The sequence below is a fragment of the Methylomonas koyamae genome, from assembly GCF_019669905.1.
In the GTDB taxonomy this organism is placed as follows: Bacteria; Pseudomonadota; Gammaproteobacteria; order Methylococcales; family Methylomonadaceae; genus Methylomonas; species Methylomonas koyamae.
Genome location: NZ_AP019777.1, coordinates 4,132,551 through 4,150,619 on the forward strand (window position 1 = coordinate 4,132,551; position 18,069 = coordinate 4,150,619).

General features: G+C 57.8%; 17 protein-coding genes. 9 read left to right on the plus strand and 8 right to left on the minus strand.

What is annotated here, in order from left to right; all coding sequences use genetic code 11:
- The first annotated feature begins 27 nt into the window (after nt 1-27).
- Genes flgG through flgL form a run of 6 tightly spaced genes read left to right on the plus strand, consistent with a single transcriptional unit; the run spans nt 28 to nt 6,359 of the window.
- Nucleotides 28-816, plus strand: coding sequence for a flagellar basal-body rod protein FlgG (gene flgG, locus MKFW12EY_RS18625; protein ID WP_054760586.1), 789 nt, complete (start codon nt 28-30; stop codon nt 814-816).
- Between the two features lie 15 nt (nt 817-831).
- Nucleotides 832-1,545: a flagellar basal body L-ring protein FlgH gene (flgH, locus tag MKFW12EY_RS18630; RefSeq protein WP_221053541.1), complete on the plus strand. Its 714-nt coding sequence runs from the start codon at nt 832-834 to the stop codon at nt 1,543-1,545.
- A 23-nt stretch (nt 1,546-1,568) separates the two neighbouring features.
- Nucleotides 1,569-2,654, plus strand: coding sequence for a flagellar basal body P-ring protein FlgI (locus MKFW12EY_RS18635; RefSeq protein WP_064022782.1), 1,086 nt, complete (start codon nt 1,569-1,571; stop codon nt 2,652-2,654).
- A 45-nt stretch (nt 2,655-2,699) separates the two neighbouring features.
- The gene (gene flgJ / locus MKFW12EY_RS18640; protein WP_054760584.1) at nt 2,700-3,752 is read left to right on the plus strand and encodes a flagellar assembly peptidoglycan hydrolase FlgJ; all 1,053 of its coding nucleotides are present in this window, start codon (nt 2,700-2,702) and stop codon (nt 3,750-3,752) included.
- A 9-nt stretch (nt 3,753-3,761) separates the two neighbouring features.
- A complete protein-coding gene (flgK, locus tag MKFW12EY_RS18645; RefSeq protein WP_054760582.1) occupies nt 3,762-5,441 on the plus strand; it encodes a flagellar hook-associated protein FlgK in 1,680 nt (559 codons plus the stop codon).
- 9 nt (nt 5,442-5,450) lie between these two features.
- Nucleotides 5,451-6,359, plus strand: coding sequence for a flagellar hook-associated protein FlgL (gene flgL, locus MKFW12EY_RS18650; protein WP_054760580.1), 909 nt, complete (start codon nt 5,451-5,453; stop codon nt 6,357-6,359).
- A 28-nt stretch (nt 6,360-6,387) separates the two neighbouring features.
- On the opposite strand, the gene MKFW12EY_RS18655 is transcribed toward flgL, so the two are convergent.
- The 8 genes from MKFW12EY_RS18655 to MKFW12EY_RS18690 all read right to left on the minus strand — a co-directional run bounded on the left by MKFW12EY_RS18655 (nt 6,388) and on the right by MKFW12EY_RS18690 (nt 15,572).
- Nucleotides 6,388-7,464: a hypothetical protein gene (locus tag MKFW12EY_RS18655; RefSeq protein WP_221053542.1), complete on the minus strand. Its 1,077-nt coding sequence runs from the start codon at nt 7,462-7,464 to the stop codon at nt 6,388-6,390.
- Complete coding sequence (locus tag MKFW12EY_RS18660) at nt 7,439-8,851, minus strand: MBOAT family O-acyltransferase (RefSeq protein WP_221053543.1); 1,413 nt, start codon at nt 8,849-8,851, stop codon at nt 7,439-7,441. Before MKFW12EY_RS18660 ends, MKFW12EY_RS18655 begins: the two co-directional genes overlap by 26 nt.
- Before the next feature lie 130 nt (nt 8,852-8,981).
- The gene (gene mltB / locus MKFW12EY_RS18665) at nt 8,982-9,953 is read right to left on the minus strand and encodes a lytic murein transglycosylase B (RefSeq protein WP_342394021.1); all 972 of its coding nucleotides are present in this window, start codon (nt 9,951-9,953) and stop codon (nt 8,982-8,984) included.
- A gap of 50 nt (nt 9,954-10,003) precedes the next feature.
- Nucleotides 10,004-11,134 carry a rod shape-determining protein RodA gene (gene rodA, locus MKFW12EY_RS18670; protein WP_054760572.1) on the minus strand — a complete coding sequence of 377 codons (1,131 nt, stop codon included), beginning with the start codon at nt 11,132-11,134 and terminating at the stop codon, nt 10,004-10,006.
- Nucleotides 11,131-12,981, minus strand: a complete 1,851-nt coding sequence (gene mrdA / locus MKFW12EY_RS18675; RefSeq protein WP_064022790.1) for a penicillin-binding protein 2 — start codon at nt 12,979-12,981, stop codon at nt 11,131-11,133. Before mrdA ends, rodA begins: the two co-directional genes overlap by 4 nt.
- Before the next feature lie 6 nt (nt 12,982-12,987).
- Entirely contained in the window at nt 12,988-13,476 is a 489-nt protein-coding gene (gene mreD, locus MKFW12EY_RS18680; protein WP_054760570.1) for a rod shape-determining protein MreD, read from the minus strand.
- A complete protein-coding gene (gene mreC / locus MKFW12EY_RS18685; RefSeq protein WP_082409741.1) occupies nt 13,463-14,362 on the minus strand; it encodes a rod shape-determining protein MreC in 900 nt (299 codons plus the stop codon). The genes mreD and mreC overlap by 14 nt, the downstream gene beginning before the upstream one ends.
- Before the next feature lie 166 nt (nt 14,363-14,528).
- A complete protein-coding gene (locus MKFW12EY_RS18690) occupies nt 14,529-15,572 on the minus strand; it encodes a rod shape-determining protein (RefSeq protein WP_054760567.1) in 1,044 nt (347 codons plus the stop codon).
- Nucleotides 15,573-15,686: 114 nt separating this feature from the next.
- Between MKFW12EY_RS18690 and gatC the strand changes: the two genes are divergently transcribed.
- From gatC to MKFW12EY_RS18705, 3 genes are read left to right on the plus strand one after another with little or no spacing between them, the layout of a single operon-like run.
- Nucleotides 15,687-15,974 (plus strand): Asp-tRNA(Asn)/Glu-tRNA(Gln) amidotransferase subunit GatC, encoded by a 288-nt coding sequence (gene gatC / locus MKFW12EY_RS18695; protein WP_054760565.1) that lies wholly within the window; start codon nt 15,687-15,689, stop codon nt 15,972-15,974.
- A gap of 9 nt (nt 15,975-15,983) precedes the next feature.
- On the plus strand, nt 15,984-17,435 hold the full coding sequence (gatA, locus tag MKFW12EY_RS18700; protein WP_221053545.1) for an Asp-tRNA(Asn)/Glu-tRNA(Gln) amidotransferase subunit GatA: 1,452 nt from the start codon (nt 15,984-15,986) through the stop codon (nt 17,433-17,435).
- A gap of 13 nt (nt 17,436-17,448) precedes the next feature.
- Nucleotides 17,449-18,051 carry a Uma2 family endonuclease gene (locus MKFW12EY_RS18705; RefSeq protein WP_221053546.1) on the plus strand — a complete coding sequence of 201 codons (603 nt, stop codon included), beginning with the start codon at nt 17,449-17,451 and terminating at the stop codon, nt 18,049-18,051.
- Nucleotides 18,052-18,069: the final 18 nt, after the last annotated feature.

Consider the following 18,069-nt stretch of genomic DNA (forward strand, 5'->3'; position numbering starts at 1 on the left):
AAAAAATCGTCAGATCAGGAGGCTGTCATGACAGAACGAGCATTATGGGTCGCAAAGTCCGGATTGGACGCCCAACAAACCCGCATGGCGGTTATTTCCAATAACCTGGCCAACGTCAACACCACCGGTTTCAAGAAAGCCAGACCGATATTCGCCGACCTGATGTACCAAAACATCCGTCAGGCCGGCGCCCAATCCACCCAGAACACCCAGTTACCGACCGGCCTCCAGCTCGGCACCGGCGTACGGACCGTCGCCACCGAGAAAATCCATACCCAGGGCAATATCTTGCAGACCGGCAACTCGCTGGACATCGCCATCAGCGGCCGCGGTTTCATCCAAATCCTGCAGCCCAACGGCGACATCAATTACACCCGCGACGGTTCGTTCAAGATGGATTCCACCGGCCAGTTGGTGACCTCCAACGGCATGCTGCTGGAGCCGGCCATCACCATCCCGCAGGACGCTCTCAGCATCACGATAGGCCAGGACGGCACGGTTTCCGTAACCCAGCCCGGCGCCGCCGCGGCCAACCAGATCGGCCAGATCCAGATCGCCGATTTCGTCAACACCGCCGGCCTGGAACCGATAGGCGACAACCTGTTCCGCGAAACCGTCGCCAGCGGTGCGCCGATTATCGGCAATCCCGGCGAAAACGAACTGGGCCAGATGATCCAAGGCTCGCTGGAGACTTCCAACGTCAACGTCGTCGAAGAGCTGGTCAATATGATCGAAACCCAGCGCGCTTACGAAATGAACTCGAAAGCCATCTCCACCACCGACCAGATGTTGTCCTTCGTCACGCAACAACTCTAATTCAGGACCAAGGCCATGAAAAACCCAACTCAGATCCAGCGGCAAACCGGCGGCAAATTTTTGCTGCTGGCGGCAACGCTAGCCATACTGACCGGTTGCGACACGCTGCCGAAACGCGACCCGGACTTTGCGCCGGTACAACCTGCCGACCTGCGCCCGCCGCAACAAAACAATGGCGCCATCTATCAGGCCGGTTACGACATGCGCTTGTTCGAAGACCACGCCGCACGCCGGGTCGGCGATATTTTGACGGTAACCTTCGACGAAAACACCAACGCCACCAAGCAAGCCAATTCCAAAGCCAGCAAGAACAGCGATATCCAGGCCAGCGGCAGCGCGCCGACCATCTTCGGTCTGGCCAGTTCCGCCCTGCTTGGCCACGACCTTGCAACTTCGCTGGATTACAGCATGGACCGCTCGACCGAGGGCAAAGGCGACTCCCGGCAAAGCAACCGTTTGACCGGCGGCATCAGCGTCACGGTGGTCGATTTGCTGCCCAACGGCAATCTGCGGGTACGCGGCGAGAAACGGGTGACGCTGAACGACGGCAGTGAGTACATCCGCCTGTCCGGCATCGTCAGGCCGATCGATATCAACGTCGCCAACACGATTCCGTCCAGCAAGGTAGCCGACGCCACCATCATGTATACCGGCGACGGCGCACTAGCCGACAGCAGCAAGCCCGGCTGGATTACCCGAATTTTGTCCAGCCCGATCTTCCCGTTCTGATCCGGCCGCCCAGGAGAAACGCCATGAAACGCTTAATTTTTCTGCTTCTGCTGCTCGGCGCCGGCCAGGCGCAAGCCGAACGCATCAAAGACATCGCCTCGATTGCCGGCGTGCGCAGCAACCAACTGGTCGGCTACGGCCTGGTGACCGGCCTGGACAAAAGCGGCGACAAAACCAAGTTCACCGGGCAAAGCCTACGCAGCATGATGGGCAAACTCGGCATGACTTTGCCGCCGGATATCGATCCGAAATCGAAAAACGTGGCTTTGGTCAGCGTCCACGCCGACCTGCCGGCCTTCGCCAAGCCCGGCCAAAAAATCGACGTCACCGTATCGTCGATGGGCGACGCCAAAAGCCTGCGCGGCGGTTCGTTATTGATGAGCCCGTTGCGTGGCGCCGACGGCAACGTCTATGCCGTGGCGCAAGGCAATCTGGTGGTGGGCGGCCTCAGTGCCGGCGGCCAGGACGGTTCCAAGGTTACGGTCAACAACCCGCTGGTCGGCCGAATCCCCAGCGGGGCGACGGTCGAGCGTATCGTACCGACCTCGTTCGACCAAAGCCCGGATATGGTGTTCAATTTGAACACGGCCGACTTTACCACCGCCCAGCGCATGGCCGATTCGATCAACAAAACCTTGGGCGCCGATACCGCGCAAACCATAGACGCCACCTCGGTCAGCGTCCGCGCCCCGGTCAACCCTGCGCAACGGGTCGGCTTCGCCTCGGTAATAGAAAACATCGAACTAGCGCCGGACGATGCGCCGGCCAAAGTGATCGTCAACTCGCGTACCGGCACCGTGATCATTAACAGCAAGGTGCGGGTGCAGCCGGCCGCGGTATCGCACGGCAGCTTGACGGTGACGATCAGCGAAAATCCGCAAGTCAGCCAGCCCAACCCGTTGTCCGGCGGCAGTACCGTGGTGACCCCGCAATCCAACGTCGAGGTCAAGGAAGATAAGAACCACATGTTCGTGTTCAATCCCGGCGTGTCGTTGGACGAAATCGTACAGGCCGTCAACGGCGTCGGTGCCGGCCCCAGCGATTTGGTGGCCATTCTGGAAGCTCTGAGATCGGCCGGTGCGCTACGCGCCGAATTGATTGTGATTTAACGCTAACCGGCACGTCGTTTTAAACCGGTTTAGGGGGGATTCGTTATGTTGAACGTAGACAGCGCCGCGGTATACACCGACTTCAATCATCTGGCGAAACTGAAACAAAGCGCCCGCGAACAATCGCCCGCCGCCGTCAAGGAAGTCGCCAAGCAATTCGAATCCTTGTTTCTAAGCATGATGATGAAGAGCATGCGCGAGGCCAAACTGGCCGACGGCATACTCGACAGCCAGCAAAGCCAGTTTTACCGCGACATGTACGACCAGCAAATGGCCATGCACCTGGCCGGCAAGCCGGGGATCGGCTTCGCCGACTTGATCGCCAAACAACTGTCGCCCAAAGCTGCGGAAGAAGACGAAAAAGATCCGAAGCTGGCCACCAACGAAGTGTTGAACCGGGCCGCCGGCACCGGCAGCGCGTCGCAACCCGACCGCCACCAGACCATTGCCGGGGCCGGCGCGAGCGACGGCGAACCGCTGGAAAATTCGGGCCTGGACAGCCTGGAACGCAGTCTGGCCATGCTGGAGCGCAGCCAGAATGCGATGGCCGACCGCTGGCAACATCTGGAAGACGACTTGCAGGCCGCAGCAAGCGCCGGCACGGAAACCTTATCGAGCAAAGAAGAGTTCATCAGCCAATTGCGCCCGCACGCCCTCGAGGCGGCCCAAGCCCTGGGCGTCGATCCCAATCTGCTGCTGGCACAAGCGGCATTGGAAACCGGCTGGGGCCAAGCCGTGATTAAAAACGGCCACGGCGAGAACAGTTTCAACCTGTTTAACATCAAAGCCGACAAATCCTGGCAAGGCAAGCAAGCCAAAGCGTTGACGCTGGAATTCGACGGCTCCAGCGCCAGGAAGGAAATGGCCGGCTTCCGCGCTTACGGCTCGTATAAACAAAGCTTCGACGATTACGTGAATTTCATCAAGAACAACCCGCGCTACAGCGAGGCCCTGAAAAAAGCCGGCAACGCCGGCCAATATATCCGCGAGCTGCAACAAGCCGGCTATGCGACCGATCCGCGCTACGCCGACAAAGTGATGAGCATCTACCACAACCAGAACGCCGCCGAAGCGGCGGCACTGCGCGACGCAGGCTAGGAGGCGATCATGTCGATGGGCATCTTGGGCACCGCACTTTCCGGTTTGACCGCGTTCCAACGCTCGCTGGAAACCACCAGCAACAACATCGCCAACGCCAATACCGACGGCTACAGCCGGCAACGGGTGGAACTCGCCACCCGGCCCGAGCAATTCAACGGCGCCGGCTACATGGGTAACGGCGTGGAAGTGGCCAACATCACCCGCAGTTACGACCAATTCATCACCAACCAGGTCCGCACCAGCGCCGCCACATTCAACGACGTCAACAGTTTTTATAAGTTGTCCGCCCAAATCGACAATATCACCGCCGACAACGCCACCGGCCTGGCACCGGCCTTGAAAAGCTTTTTCAATGCGGTGGACGACGTGTCCAACGATCCGACTTCGATCGCCGCGCGGCAAGTGATGCTGACCCAGGCCGAGTCGCTGACCCAGCAGTTCAACACCATGAACCAGCGCTTCGGCAACCTGCGCACCCAAGTCAACACCAATCTGGCCAGCGCGGTCGACGAGGTCAACGGTTACGCCAAATCGATTGCCGAACTTAACGTCAAAATCGTCGCCGACATCGGCCGCTCCACCGGCAAACAGTTGCCCAACGAACTGCTGGACCAACGCGACCAGTTGCTGACCAAAATCGCCGAGAAAGTCGACGTCAGCTATGTCGCCCAAAGCGACGGCTCGATCAACGTCTTTATCGGCAAGGGCCAATCGCTGGTGCTGGGCAATTACGCCGCCGAACTTTCGTTGCAAGGCGACGCGCTGAATGCCGACCAAAAACAATTGGTATTGAACGGCCAGGACATTTCCAACCAAATCTCCGGCGGCAGCATCTACGGCAACCTGCGCTTCCGCGACCAGGTTCTGGACCCGGCGCAACAACAGTTGGGGCTGCTGGCAACCGGCATCGCCACCGAATTCAACAACATCCACCGCAACGGCTACGATCTCAGCGGCCCGCCCGCCGCCACCGGCGTGGATTTCTTCGAGCTGGGCGCACCGAGCGTGCAAGTAAAAGGCCCTCCGGGCAATAACGCCGGCGCCGTGGCCAGCTTCGTCGCACCGACCTCGGCGGCCAATTTGGGCGCATCCTACAAACTTGAAGTAATCAGTACCGCGCCCGACCTGTTCACGCTGACCAATCTGAGCGACAACACCGCCTATACGCCGCTGAGCGCTGCCGATTTGAGCGATCCGGCACCGGCAGTGGCGGCGGCCAACGGCTTTAACATCAGTTTCAGCGGCACATTGACCATAGGCAACAGCTTTACCATCAGCCCCAGTTTCAACGCCGCGGCGAACATTAAATTGAACAGTGCGATCACTAACCCGAAACAAATTGCCGCGGCCAGCGCCGCCGATTTGCCGGGCGACAACAGTAACGCGCTGAAACTGGCCGAGCTGGAAACCAAAACCAGCATGCTGGGCAGCAAAGCCAGTTTTACCCAAGTCTATGGCCAGTTGGTGGCGGATGTCGGTTCGGAAACCCATGCGGCGTCGGTCAGCCGCGACGCCCAGGATACCTTGCTGAAACAAGCCACCAGCGCCAAGGAAAATATTTCCGGGGTAAATTTGGACGAGGAAGCCGCCAATCTGATCAAATTTCAAAATTCGTATCAGGCGGCCGCTAAAGCGGTATCGGTGGCCAATGCCATGTTCGATACCCTGATCGGGGCCTTTCGCTAGGAGATTATCATGCGTATTTCAACATCCTGGAACCATCAGTTGGGCCTGACAGCGATGCTGGACCAGCAATCCAAGCTCAACGAAACCCAATTGAAGCTGTCGTCCGGCAAAAAGTACCTGAACCCGGCCGAAAACGCCGTGGCGGCGACCAGCATGCTCAATTTCGAGCAAAACATTAAGGAAAACCAACAGTATCAAACCAACATCGGTGCGGCGCGGCAACGGTTGGGGCTGGAAGAGAGCAATTTGGCCAACGCTACCGATGTGCTGCACCGGATCCGCGAACTGACAGTACAAGCGCTGAACGACACCAACACCCAAACCAACCGTCAGCAAATCGCGATGGAAGTCGACGAGCTGAACAAACAATTGCTCAGCATCGCCAACACCAAAAACGCAAACGGCGAGTATTTGTTTTCCGGCTACGCCAGCGACCGGCCGGCCTTCACCGACACGCCGGATTACGCCTACCAGGGCGACGCCAACCAACGCCAAATCGCGATCGGCCCCAACCGGCTGGTCACCGACGGCGATCCGGGCGAGGCGGTATTCGGCACTATCCAATTGGCGCCGCTTAGCGCCGGGTCCATCGACAACGTGTTGCAGGCAGTCGCACAATTATCCAGCGATTTAAAGAGCAACACGCCGAATAAGCTTTCGCTCGACGACCTGGACCGGGCGATGGTCCGCTTCGACAACGTTCGCGCCTCAGCCGGCGCCCGCCTGAACGCGTTGGACGATCAGGAAAACCTGAATGCCGACTATATTCTGGACAATAAAGCCACCGCGTCGGACATCGGCGACCTGGACTATGCCGAGGCGCTGAGCAAATTCAACCAGCAACAGATCGCGTTGCAGGCCGCGCAACACGCATTCACCAAAGTACAAAACCTGTCGCTGTTCAATTACATTTCCTAAGCGCCGATCCGCCGGCAACCGCCGCAGCCTAGTCGAAGAAACCGGCGGCTTTCAGCTTCGCCACCAAGCGCCGGGTGAATTCGGCTTTGTCGCGCCGATCCAGATGCGCGCCGTCCGGCAATTCGAAACCGAATTCCGGATAGTCCCAACAATTGACGGTAAGCGCCGGACTATTCGCCGCAAACACGTCCCAGCCGGTCGCTCTGGGATAACGGTATTCCTCTATGGTTCTGACCAAGGCTGTGGATGGGAAATTGATAAAAGCCAGTTGAGCTCCTTTATTCTGGATTTGCCTGCCAAGACTATTGGTATAAGCGAATTGGTCGGCGCTAAATTGCACGGCGGCCGACTGCCTGAGTTTTTCGCCGACGGCTTGCTCGAACTTCTCCCGGCTATCGATCCCGTTCATGTCGAGCGGCTGGCCCAAACTACGCAACACCCGGTTGATATAAAAAGCCGGCTGTTGCACCAATTCGTAGTCGGCGTCGCGCTCGCGGTTGGCATAGGTCGTCAAATAAAACAGCCGGACCATGCCGGGAGAGGTCAGCCGCGTGAACAATACCTGCGGCGGAATTCCGCCACCGTACAACGCCAACTGCTGTTGCACCTGGCTTTTCAACAGGGTTTCCAATTTGGCCGAAACCAGATCCTTGTATTTGCGGTGGTAAAATGCCACCCATTCTTCGCCGCGGTCGTGCGGCCGGTCCGCGGCCAGTTTCCAAACGTCGCCGGACACCAACAATTTGCCGGTGATTGCCGGATCCTGCGCCATATCGGCCAGTACCGGTAAAAACTCCGACCCGTCTATCGCCAATTGCACCGGCGCCAGTCCGGTCTCGGCAGCCAATACGTCCAAATCCATGCCTAATTGCATCCTGGAGTCGCCGACCAAAATCAAGGCCTGCTTACCCAACAAAGCCGCTCTGCCGCGTTGCGCCGCCCAGAGCTCTTTGCTGTCCTGCACCGTCGGCCGAAAGCCGATTTGCCGCAGCCTGAGTTCGACCACAGCCAACAGCACAACGGCCGCCAACAAACCGAAGACAAACGCGCGCTTAGCGGCGGGATTCGGCAACCTATCGCTAGAATTGGAAATAAATGAAGGCACGGCTGTCACCGTTGGAAAATAGCACGACGGAAATCGTCAACCCGGCAATCACCGAGCCGCGGACCATGGGCGAAAATCGTTCGAACAACTGCTCCAGCCGAATTTCCCGGGCCAGAATGTGCCATACCAACATCGCCGATACGATACCGGCCACCGCGATGCGGCTGGACTGGTCCAGCACAGCGGCACCATCGCTACGCACCAACGCGGCCGCCATCGCCGCCAGGTTTTCGAAGCCCTGAGCCCGAAACGGCATCCAGGTTAACGACACCAACAAAAATGTCGCCAACATCAGCGCCAGCCTGGCGGCAGAACTTTCAGGGCGGAAACCGGCGGCGTGCTTGACGCCGTGTTCCACCGCCAACAACCCGCCATGGATGATGCCCCATAAGGCAAAAGTCCAGGCAGCGCCGTGCCACAAGCCGCCCAGAACCATGACCAACACTAAATTGAAAACGGTCCGCAATGGGCGGACGCGGTTACCGCCCAGACTGAAGTAAAGGTAATCGCGCAGCCAACTCGACAGCGAAATATGCCAGCGCCGCCAGAAATCGGAAAAGCCCAAAGCGCCGTAGGGGCAATGGAAATTGTCGGGCAGGCTGAAGCCCAAGGTCATCGCCGCACCGATGGCACACAGCGAATAGCCGGCAAAATCGAAAAATATCTGCCCGGAAAATGCCAACACCGCCAACCAGGCATCCGCCGCAGCGAAGGCTGCGGGATCGGCATAAACTCGGTCCACGACCGGCGCCAAACCGACATCGGCCAGTATGGCCTTGGCGAACACGCCAAACAAAAACAAGGTCAAGCCCCAGACGAAATGGTCGGCTGCGGTTTGCCGCGGCGTCTTGCATTGCGGTAGGAATTGCGGCGCCCTGACGATAGGGCCGGCCACCAACTGCGGAAAAAATGTCACGAACAACGAGAAGTCGAGCAAGCTGGTTTCCGCGGCGATTTTGCGTTGGTAAACGTCCAGGGTGTAGGACAGGCTTTGAAAGGTATAAAACGATATGCCGATCGGCAATACGATACCTAAAGGTTGCGGCTGGTAGCCTATTCCGAACCACGCCAAGATTTCGGCAGCGGTCTGGTTCAGGAAATCGGCATATTTAAAAAACCCCAGAAAACCCAGATTAACCAACAGGCTTAGCGCCAATAACGCCTTACGCCGCGGCTGATTCTGCGCCGCGCCGATCAGTTTGCCCAGACAAAAATCGACATTGGTCGAAATCCACAGCAACACAACGAACGGCGGGTTCCAGGCCGCGTAAAACAAATAACTGGCGATCAACAGCATCAGCTTGCGGCTGCGCCAATCCGGGATCGAGTAATACAAGGCCAGAACTACTAGCCAGAAAATCAGAAATAAAAATGAATCGAATTGCATAAAGACGTTGCTGGCCGAGGCCGGAACGGGCGGCCGCCGAAAAAGTTTCGGCTAAGAGTAGTCCATAGCCGCAAATTCGGTAGCTCGCGAGCCGAATAATCCACCCCGACCCGGTTAGCTGCCCAGCAGATTACGTCTTGCGTGCGGCGATGGCCTGGCTCAGTTGGTATACCGCCATCGCGTACAGCGGACTGTGGTTGTAGCGGGTAATCACGTAAAAGTTATGCAGACCGATCCACAAGTCCTCGCCGGTTTGCTGCTGGTAGCTAAGCAGCTTGGCCTTTTCGGCGCCGGCCAAGTGCGGCGGCAATTCGACCTGTAACTGGCGCAGTTCGGCCACGCTGACATCGGGTTTGACGCCTTTGCTCAGAGCCTGCCGATACGATTCGCCCTTGGCCGAGACCGGAAAAGCCACCGGCGCACCGGGCTGCCACTGGTTGCGCACGAAATAATTGGCAACGCTGGCGATGGCGTCGGCCGGATTGCTCCAGATATCGCGTTTGCCGTCGCCGTCGAAATCCTTGGCAAAGCTGCGGAAACTGCTGGGCATGAATTGCGGGAATCCCATCGCCCCGGCATAGGAACCCATCGGTTGCAACGGGTCCATGTGCTCTTCCCGCGCCAGCACCAGGAATTGTTCCAGCTCCTTCAGAAAAAACTCGCTGCGCGGCGGATAGGCGAAGCCGAGCGTGGCCAACGCGTCGATGACCCGGTATTTGCCGGTATGTGCGCCGTATTTGGTTTCGACGCCGATGATGGCGACGATGATTTCGGCCGGCACGCCGTACTGGCGCTCCACCGCCTGCAAGGTGGCGGCGTTGTCTTTCCAGAATTGCACGCCGCCGGCGATGCGGGCTTCGGTCATGAAGATTTCGCGGTACTGAAACCAGGGCTTACCCTCGGCCGGCTTGGACATCGCATCCAGAATCGGCTGCTGGATGTTGACGGCTTTGAACAGACTGCGCAATTCCGCTTCGTTGAAACGGTGTTGCTTGGCCATCTGTTTGACGAAAGCGTTAAAAGAGTCGGTCGGCGCGATTTCGGCGGCAACCGGGCCGATGCCGATCAGCGACAACAGCAGAACCGCGAATTTGGTTTTCATAGTCATGTCAAAGTTGGATAAAAATGGCCCGGCCACCGACCGGGCGGGCGTTATACCGGCAACAACTTCCGGTGGGTATGGATCGACATCAAAATACCGAAACCGGCCATCAATGTCACCATCGACGTGCCGCCGTAACTGACCAGCGGCAGCGGCACGCCGACCACCGGCAAAATGCCGATCACCATGCCGATGTTGACGAACACATAGACGAAAAACGTGAACGACAGGCTGCCGGCCAGCAAGCGGCAATAGGTATCCTGAGCTTGCACCGCGATGTAAAAACAGCGGCTGATCACCAGTAAATACAACAGCAGCAGGCCGACGCAGCCGAACAGGCCGAACTCCTCGGCAAATACCGCGAAGATGAAATCGGTGGAACTCTCCGGCAGAAAATCCAATTCGGCCTGGGTACTGCCCAGCCAGCCTTTGCCGTTGATACCGCCGGAGCCGATCGCAATTTTGGATTGAATGATGTGGTAACCGGTGCCCATCGGATCGGCCTCCGGATTGAACAAGGTCAACACCCGATTGCGTTGGTATTCGCGCATAAAGTGCCACAGAATCGGCGTCGACGCCGCCAGCCCGACTACCGCGCTCAGCATAAACCACCACGACAGTCCGGCAAAAAACAACACGGCCGCCCCCGAACTGGCCACCAGCAATGCCGTGCCCAAATCCGGCTGTTTGGCGATCAACAGCACCGGCACCAGCAGCAACCCGGCAGCGATCATGACATGCTTGGGTTTGGGCGGCAGCGAATGTTCGGCCAGATACCAGGCCACCATCATCGGCGCACTGATTTTGGTGAACTCGGACGGTTGAAACCTAAAAAAACCCAAATCCAGCCAGCGCTGGGCACCCATGCTGATCTGACCGATTACTGCAACGGCGATCAGCAACAACACGCACACCGAAAACAAAGCGACGGAAAAAGTCTGAAACCGGCGCGGATTGATGTGCGCCAATACCGTCATCAAGCCGATCGCCAACCCGGCACGGCTGGCATGGCGTACCAGCATTGCCACTTCCTGGCCGCCGGCGCTGTACAAGATCACGAAACTCAGTACCAAAATCATCAACAAACCGATGAATAGCGGAATATCGATATGCAATTTGCGCAGCAGGTTGCCAAGCAGCGACGGCGTTTGAAATTGTTCGTTGCGCATTTCGTGTCTCATGGCGCAGCGTCCTTGGTTTGGTTAAGGTAAGCGTCGATGATTTCGGCGGCGATAGGCGCGGCCACGGAACCGCCGTGGCCGCCATGCTCGGCGATCACCGCGACGGCAATCTGCGGGTCGTGCACCGGCGCCAAGGCGATAAACAAGGCATGGTCGCGCATTTTGAAGTCGACCGCATCCTCGTTGTATTTTTCCTCCTGCTTGACCGTGAACACCTGTGCGGTTCCGGTTTTGCCGGCGATCTGGTAATTGATATTTTTTGCGATCAATTTCGCGGTGCCGCGCGGGCTGTGAACCACGTTGGTCATGGAGCGGAGGATGTTGTCGACATTGGCCGGTTTCAACGGAATGTCGGGGACGATACGCAGTTCGGGCGGCGCGGCGTAATCCGGCGTGATGATTTCCTGCACCAGGTGCGGGTTGACCACTTTGCCGTAATTGGCCAGCGTCGCGGTGGCGCGCGCCAATTGCAGCGGGGTCACCTGGGTGTAGCCTTGGCCTATCCCGGTAATCACCGTCTCGCCGGGAAACCAGACCTGGTTGCGGTAACGCCGCTTCCATTCCTTGGACGGCATCAAGCCGTCGACCTCTCCGACTAGATCGATACCGCTTTTCTCGCCGAAGCCGAATTTATGCATGAAGCCGGACATCTTGTCGATGCCCAAAGCCATCGCCAGATCGTAAAAGTACACGTCGCAGGACTCGGTGATCGCTTCGTTCATGTCGACCATGCCGTGTCCCCATTTCTTCCAATCCCGGTATTTGTGGTCGACGTTGGGCAATTTGTAATAGCCGGGGCAAAACAGGCGGTGGCCGTAATCGATCACGCCGTACTCCAGGCCGGCCAAGGCATAAAACGGTTTCATCGTCGATCCCGGCGGATACAGGCCGCGCAAGGCCCGGTTATACAAGGGCTGGTCTTCGGAATCCTTCAACGCCTTGTAATCCTTGGCCGAAATACCGGAGACGAACGGATTCGGGTCGAAGCCGGGCCGGCTGGCGAAGACCAATACCCCGCCGGTCTTGATTTCGATCGCCACTGCCGCGCCGTTGTATTCGTGCAGCGCGTCGTAGGCGATTTTTTGCAGATCGATATCCAGCGTCAAATAAATGTTGGAGCCGGCTACCGGCTCCACCGTCGACACGGTACGCAAGGCTCGGGACTGGGCGTTGGTTTCGATTTCCTCGTAACCGGCCGTTCCCAGCAAATGGCTTTCGTAATATTTCTCGATGCCGATTTTGCCGATCTGGTCGGTGCCGCGGTACTGTTCCAGCGGCAACTTTTTCAGCTCGTCCTCGCTGATTCTGCCGACGTAGCCGACGACGTGGGCGGCCAGATCGGCGTAAGGGTAATGCCGCACCAGGCGGGCGTAGACGTCGACGCCGGGAAAATACGGCCGCACCACAGCAAATTTGGCAACGTCCTCGTCGGTCAGATTTTGCAGTAACGGCGTCGTGGTAAAGGATTTATTGCGCTTACGCAACTTTTGGAAGGCATCGATTTTTTCCTCGGAGATATTCAGCAACTGCTGCAAACGCTTCAGCGTATCGTCCAGGTCGGCGATCTGTTCCGGGATCAATTCCAGGCTGTAAGTCGGCACGTTCTCCGCCAACATCCGGCCTTTGCGGTCGTAAATGACGCCGCGGGTCGGCGGCAGCGGCGAAATTTTGATGCGGTTGTCTTTGGACAGCGTGGCGTAATGCTCGTGGCCTACCACTTGCAGGTAAACCAGGCGCACCACCAAGCCGACGATCAGGAACAATATCAAAATAAAAGCCGCGACGATGCGGCTCAAAAACAGGCGGCTTTCCGCCAACGGGTCCTTGATCGCGAATTTTCTATCCATGCCCGATCAGACGATGCGCGCCATGACCCGGATATAGCGCAGCACCACAAACACCAGCGGCCACGCCAGAGTGCCGCTCAGCACCGGATACCAAAACTCCAGCGGCAAACGGTTGCCGGCGCGCATGCTTTCCAAACCGAAAACCACGCATTGCGAACCCAACAAACAGAAAAACACCCACAGGCACTGCTGCACGATCGGAAATTGGCGCAGGCGGCGATGCTCGTTGATACTGAAATAACAGATCAACGCATAGATCAGCGCATATTGGCCCAACAAGCGGCCGGTCAGCACGTCGGCCAATAGCCCTACCGCCCAGGCGGAAAATACGCCGAAGCGCTCAGGCAGGGCGATGGCCCAGTAAATCAATACCAGCACCACCCAATCGGGGTTGAATATGTCCATCGCCGGAAACAAGGACATCACCCGCAACACCATCGCCGCGGCAACGGTCACGGCGAAATAGGAACCGGCCAACACATCAAGGCGCGCCATTGGCACTTTCCCGCGTATCCGAAACGTCCGCCGCCGGCTTGCCCGGCTCGCCCAACACTACCGGCGTCGAATGACTCCAGACGATCAAAAATTCCCGGCTTTTTTCCAGATCCGCTTTCGGCGTGGCATAAATGTTGGCGAAGGATTTGTCCGGCCGGGCTTCGAACTTGTCGACCACCGCCACCGGATAACCGGCCGGGAACACGCCGCCCAAACCCGATGTGACCAGCAAGTCGCCCGGCACGACGTCAGCGTTATTCGCCAGAAACGGCAAATGCAAGCGGTTGGGTTGGCCGGTCCCGAACGCAATGGTACGCAGGCCGTTGCGGTTGACTTGGACCGGGATGGCGTGGTCGGGGTCAGTGATCAACATTACCTCCGAGCTGGACGGCAAGGCCCGGACCACTTGGCCGACGATACCGTTGGCATCCAGCACCGGCTGTTCGGGGTGAACGCCGAACCGGGTGCCTTTGTTGACGACGACGGTATGCTCGTAAGGCGCCAGTTTGACCGAAACCAATTCGGCAACCAGCACTTGCTCGCCGAGTTGAAACGAGTTTTCCAACAGCATGCGCAGCCGGGTGTTCTCCTTCTCCAGCGCCGCCAGTTTCAATAATTTGGCATCGTTGACGAATTGCTGCTCCTTCAGGCGGCGGTTCTCTTTTTGCAGCTCGACGAACGAAATAACAGTGTCGGAAAAGGAATGGGACAAATCGACTGGCAACGAAGCCAGCGCTTGCAACGGATAGGTCAGCACGGACAGCAGCGACCGCAAGCGGCTCAGCCGCTCGCTGCGGTAATCGACTACCAGCATCGAAACGGAAACCAGCAACGCTACCAATAAACGGGTGTTAAGCGAAGGACCTTTGGCGAATAAGAGTTTGATGGCAAACCTCTAATGTCTAAACGCAACGATCAAAATCGCCGCCAACGCGTGCGGGCGTGGACCGACCCAGTCTGCGGTACACTGCCGGGCTAGATACAAGCCTATTTGGTTAAGACGGCTGGGACTAGGATTTCCCCACCGGTCCCGGAGAGAATTGTGGCGGATTTTATTCCAAAGAAAAGGCCGAGGCGCCTTTGGCGTCGAGCATTTCCAGTACCATTCCGCCGCCGCGGGCGACGCAGGTCAACGGGTCGTCGGCAATATACACCGGCAGGCCGGTTTCTTCGGAAATCAAGCGGTCTATGTCTTTTAACAGTGCGCCGCCGCCGGTCAACACAATGCCGCGGCTGGCAACGTCGGCGCCGAGTTCGGGCGGGGTCTGCTCCAATGCCACCTTGACCGCGCTGACGATGCCGGATAACGGCTCCTGCAGCGCTTCCAGAATTTCGTTGCTGTTCAGCGAAAAGCTGCGCGGCACGCCCTCGGCCAGATTGCGACCGGTGACCTGCATCTCCCGCACTTCGCTACCGGGATAGGCGGCACCGATTTCGTGTTTGATTTTCTCGGCGGTGGCTTCGCCGATCAAGGTACCGTAGTTGCGGCGCACATAGCTGATAATCGATTCGTCGAAACGGTCGCCGCCGATCCGCACCGACGCGGAATAAACGATACCGTTCAAGGAAATCACCGCCACCTCAGAGGTGCCGCCGCCGATGTCCAGCACCATGGAACCGTGCGCCGCATCGACCGGCAAGCCTGCCCCTACCGCAGCCGACATCGGCTCTTCGATCAGGTACACTTCGCGGGCGCCGGCCATCGCCGCCGACTCGCGGATCGCCCGCCGCTCGACCTGGGTCGAGCCGCAAGGTACGCAGATCAGGATGCGCGGGCTGGGCCGCAGCAATTTGTTTTCGTGTACTTTTTTGATAAAAAACCGCAGCATGCGCTCGGTCACGGCAAAGTCGGCGATCACGCCGTCTTTCAGCGGCCGAATGGCGGTGATGTTGCCGGGTGTGCGGCCCAGCATGTTTTTGGCGTCGGCGCCGATTGCGGCGATGGTTTTCTGGCCGCGAATTTTGTCTTCCTTGATTGCGACGACGGAAGGTTCATTGAGTACGATGCCCTGGCCCGGAACATAAATCAGCGTATTTGCCGTACCCAAATCGATTGACAAATCGTTGGAAAACAGGCCACGAATTCTTTTAAACATTTTGAGCAGTACCCTAAGCGCACACGGAAAATCCCGCTACTTTATCAATCAAGCGGGTATTTGAGCAAGATATAAAGTATCATAGTTTTACTAAGAAAACCTGGAGTTAGAAGAATGTCCTTAACGGCGAATGACGTTAAAAAAATCGCTCACCTGGCTAGGTTGGGCATTGCCGAACAAGACGTCGAACACTATGCAAAAGACCTGTCCGGAATCCTGGACCTGATGACCCGAATGGGCCAACTCGATACCTCCGGCATCGCGCCGATGGCGCATCCGCTGGACCAAACCCAACGCCTGCGTGCCGACCAAGTAACCGAATCCAACCAACGCGAGCATTTCCAGGCAATCGCCCCGCAAACCGAAGCCGGATTGTATCTGGCACCCAAAGTCATCGAGTAAGGACGCCCCATGCACAACAACAGTTTAAGCGAGCTGGCCGCCGGCCTGCGCGGCAAGCAATTTTCCAGCGTGGAGCTGACGCAAACCTTCCTGGCGCGGATCGATCAACATCGCAATTTAAACGCCTTCGTCACCGTTAGCGCGGAAACGGCTTTACAACAAGCCCAGGCCGCCGATCAACGCTTGGCGGCCGGCAACGCAACGGCCTTGACCGGAATCCCTATCGCCCAAAAAGACATTTTCTGCACTCTGGGCATTAAAACCAGTTGCGGCTCGAAAATGCTGGACAACTTTATCGCGCCTTACGACGCCACGGTGGTCGACAAATTCAACCAAGCCGGCGCCGTATGCCTGGGCAAATTAAACATGGACGAATTCGCGATGGGTTCGTCCAACGAAACCAGTTTCTACGGCCCGGCCCGTAACCCCTGGAACACCGATTGCGTGCCCGGCGGCTCGTCGGGCGGCTCGGCGGTCGCGGTCGCCGCGCGCTTGGCACCGGCAGTGACCGGCACCGACACCGGCGGCTCGATCCGCCAGCCGGCAGCCTTGTGCGGCATCACCGGCCTGAAACCGACCTACGGCCGGGTGTCGCGCTACGGCATGATCGCCTACGCCTCCAGCCTGGACCAGGGAGGACCGATGGCGCGCAGCGCAGAAGACGCGGCCTTGCTGTTGCAGGCCATGGCCGGTTTCGATCCCAAAGACTCGACCAGCGTCGATCAACCGGTACCGGACTACAGCGCCACGCTAAACGATAGCTTGCAAGGCTTGAAAATCGGCCTGCCGAAGCAGTTTTTCAACAGCCAGCTCGACAGCCAAATGGCGGCGACAATTCAGGCGGCTATTGCTGAGTACCAAAAACTTGGCGCCACGGTGCAGGAAGTGGACATGCCGAATCTGGAACTGGCAATTCCGGCCTACTACGTCATCGCTTCGGCCGAATGTTCCTCCAACTTGTCGCGTTACGACGGCGTACGCTTCGGTTACCGCTGCCAGAATCCGGCCGACCTGACCGATCTCTACACCCGTTCGCGCGGCGAAGCCTTCGGTGCCGAAGTCAAACGGCGGATTTTGATGGGTACCTACGCTCTCTCGGCCGGCTACTACGATGCTTATTATTTAAAGGCGCAGCAAGTACGCCGCCTGATCAGCGACGACTTCAAACGCGCGTTGAGCGAAGTGGACGTGTTGATGGGTCCGGTCACCCCCGGCACCGCGTTCAAAATCGGCGAAAAAACCAGCGACCCTATCCAAATGTATCTGGAAGACATTTACACCATCGCGATCAACCTGGCCGGTCTACCGGCACTATCGCTGCCGGCCGGTTTCATAGCCGGCTTGCCGGTCGGTTTGCAGGTGATCGGCAACTACTTCAGCGAAGCCAAATTGCTGAACATCGGCCACCGCTACCAGCAAGTGACCGGCTGGCATCTGCAAAGTCCGAAAGGTTTCGAATAACACGGGAGGCAACATGGCGCCGATCACGCAATTGTCGCAACTGGACCCCGAAGGCACTTATAGCTACGCCGATTATCTGACCTGGCAGCTCGAGGAATCGGTCGAGCTGATCCGGGGTAAAATCATGGCGATGTCGCCGGCACCAAACCGCAAACATCAGAGTGTCTCCGGCAATCTATTTCTTCATTTAGGAAACCATTTCAAACGCAAAAGTTGCCAAGTGTTTGTAGCACCCTTCGACGTCAAACTCTATGACCGCCGAAAATCCTTGCTTCAGGATCGTGAAGTTTTCAGCGTCGTGCAGCCGGATTTATGCGTTATCTGCGACAAGGAGAAGTTAACAGAACAAGGTTGCGACGGCGCGCCGGACTGGATTATCGAGATTTTGTCGCCGAGCAACAGCCGCAAGGAAGTGCGCCTGAAGTACGAACTGTATCAAGAATGTGGCGTCGGTGAATATTGGTTGGTATTCCCTTACGAACAAATCGTGCAGCAATTTGTGCTCGACGATGGCGGCAAATACCAGCTGCGCGCTTTGTATCCCGGCAACGAAACCGCCGCCCCGCACTTATTCCCCGACCTGCAAATCGATTTGAACGACGTTTTTGCCGAATAGTTTTTAAAGGAACGCAAC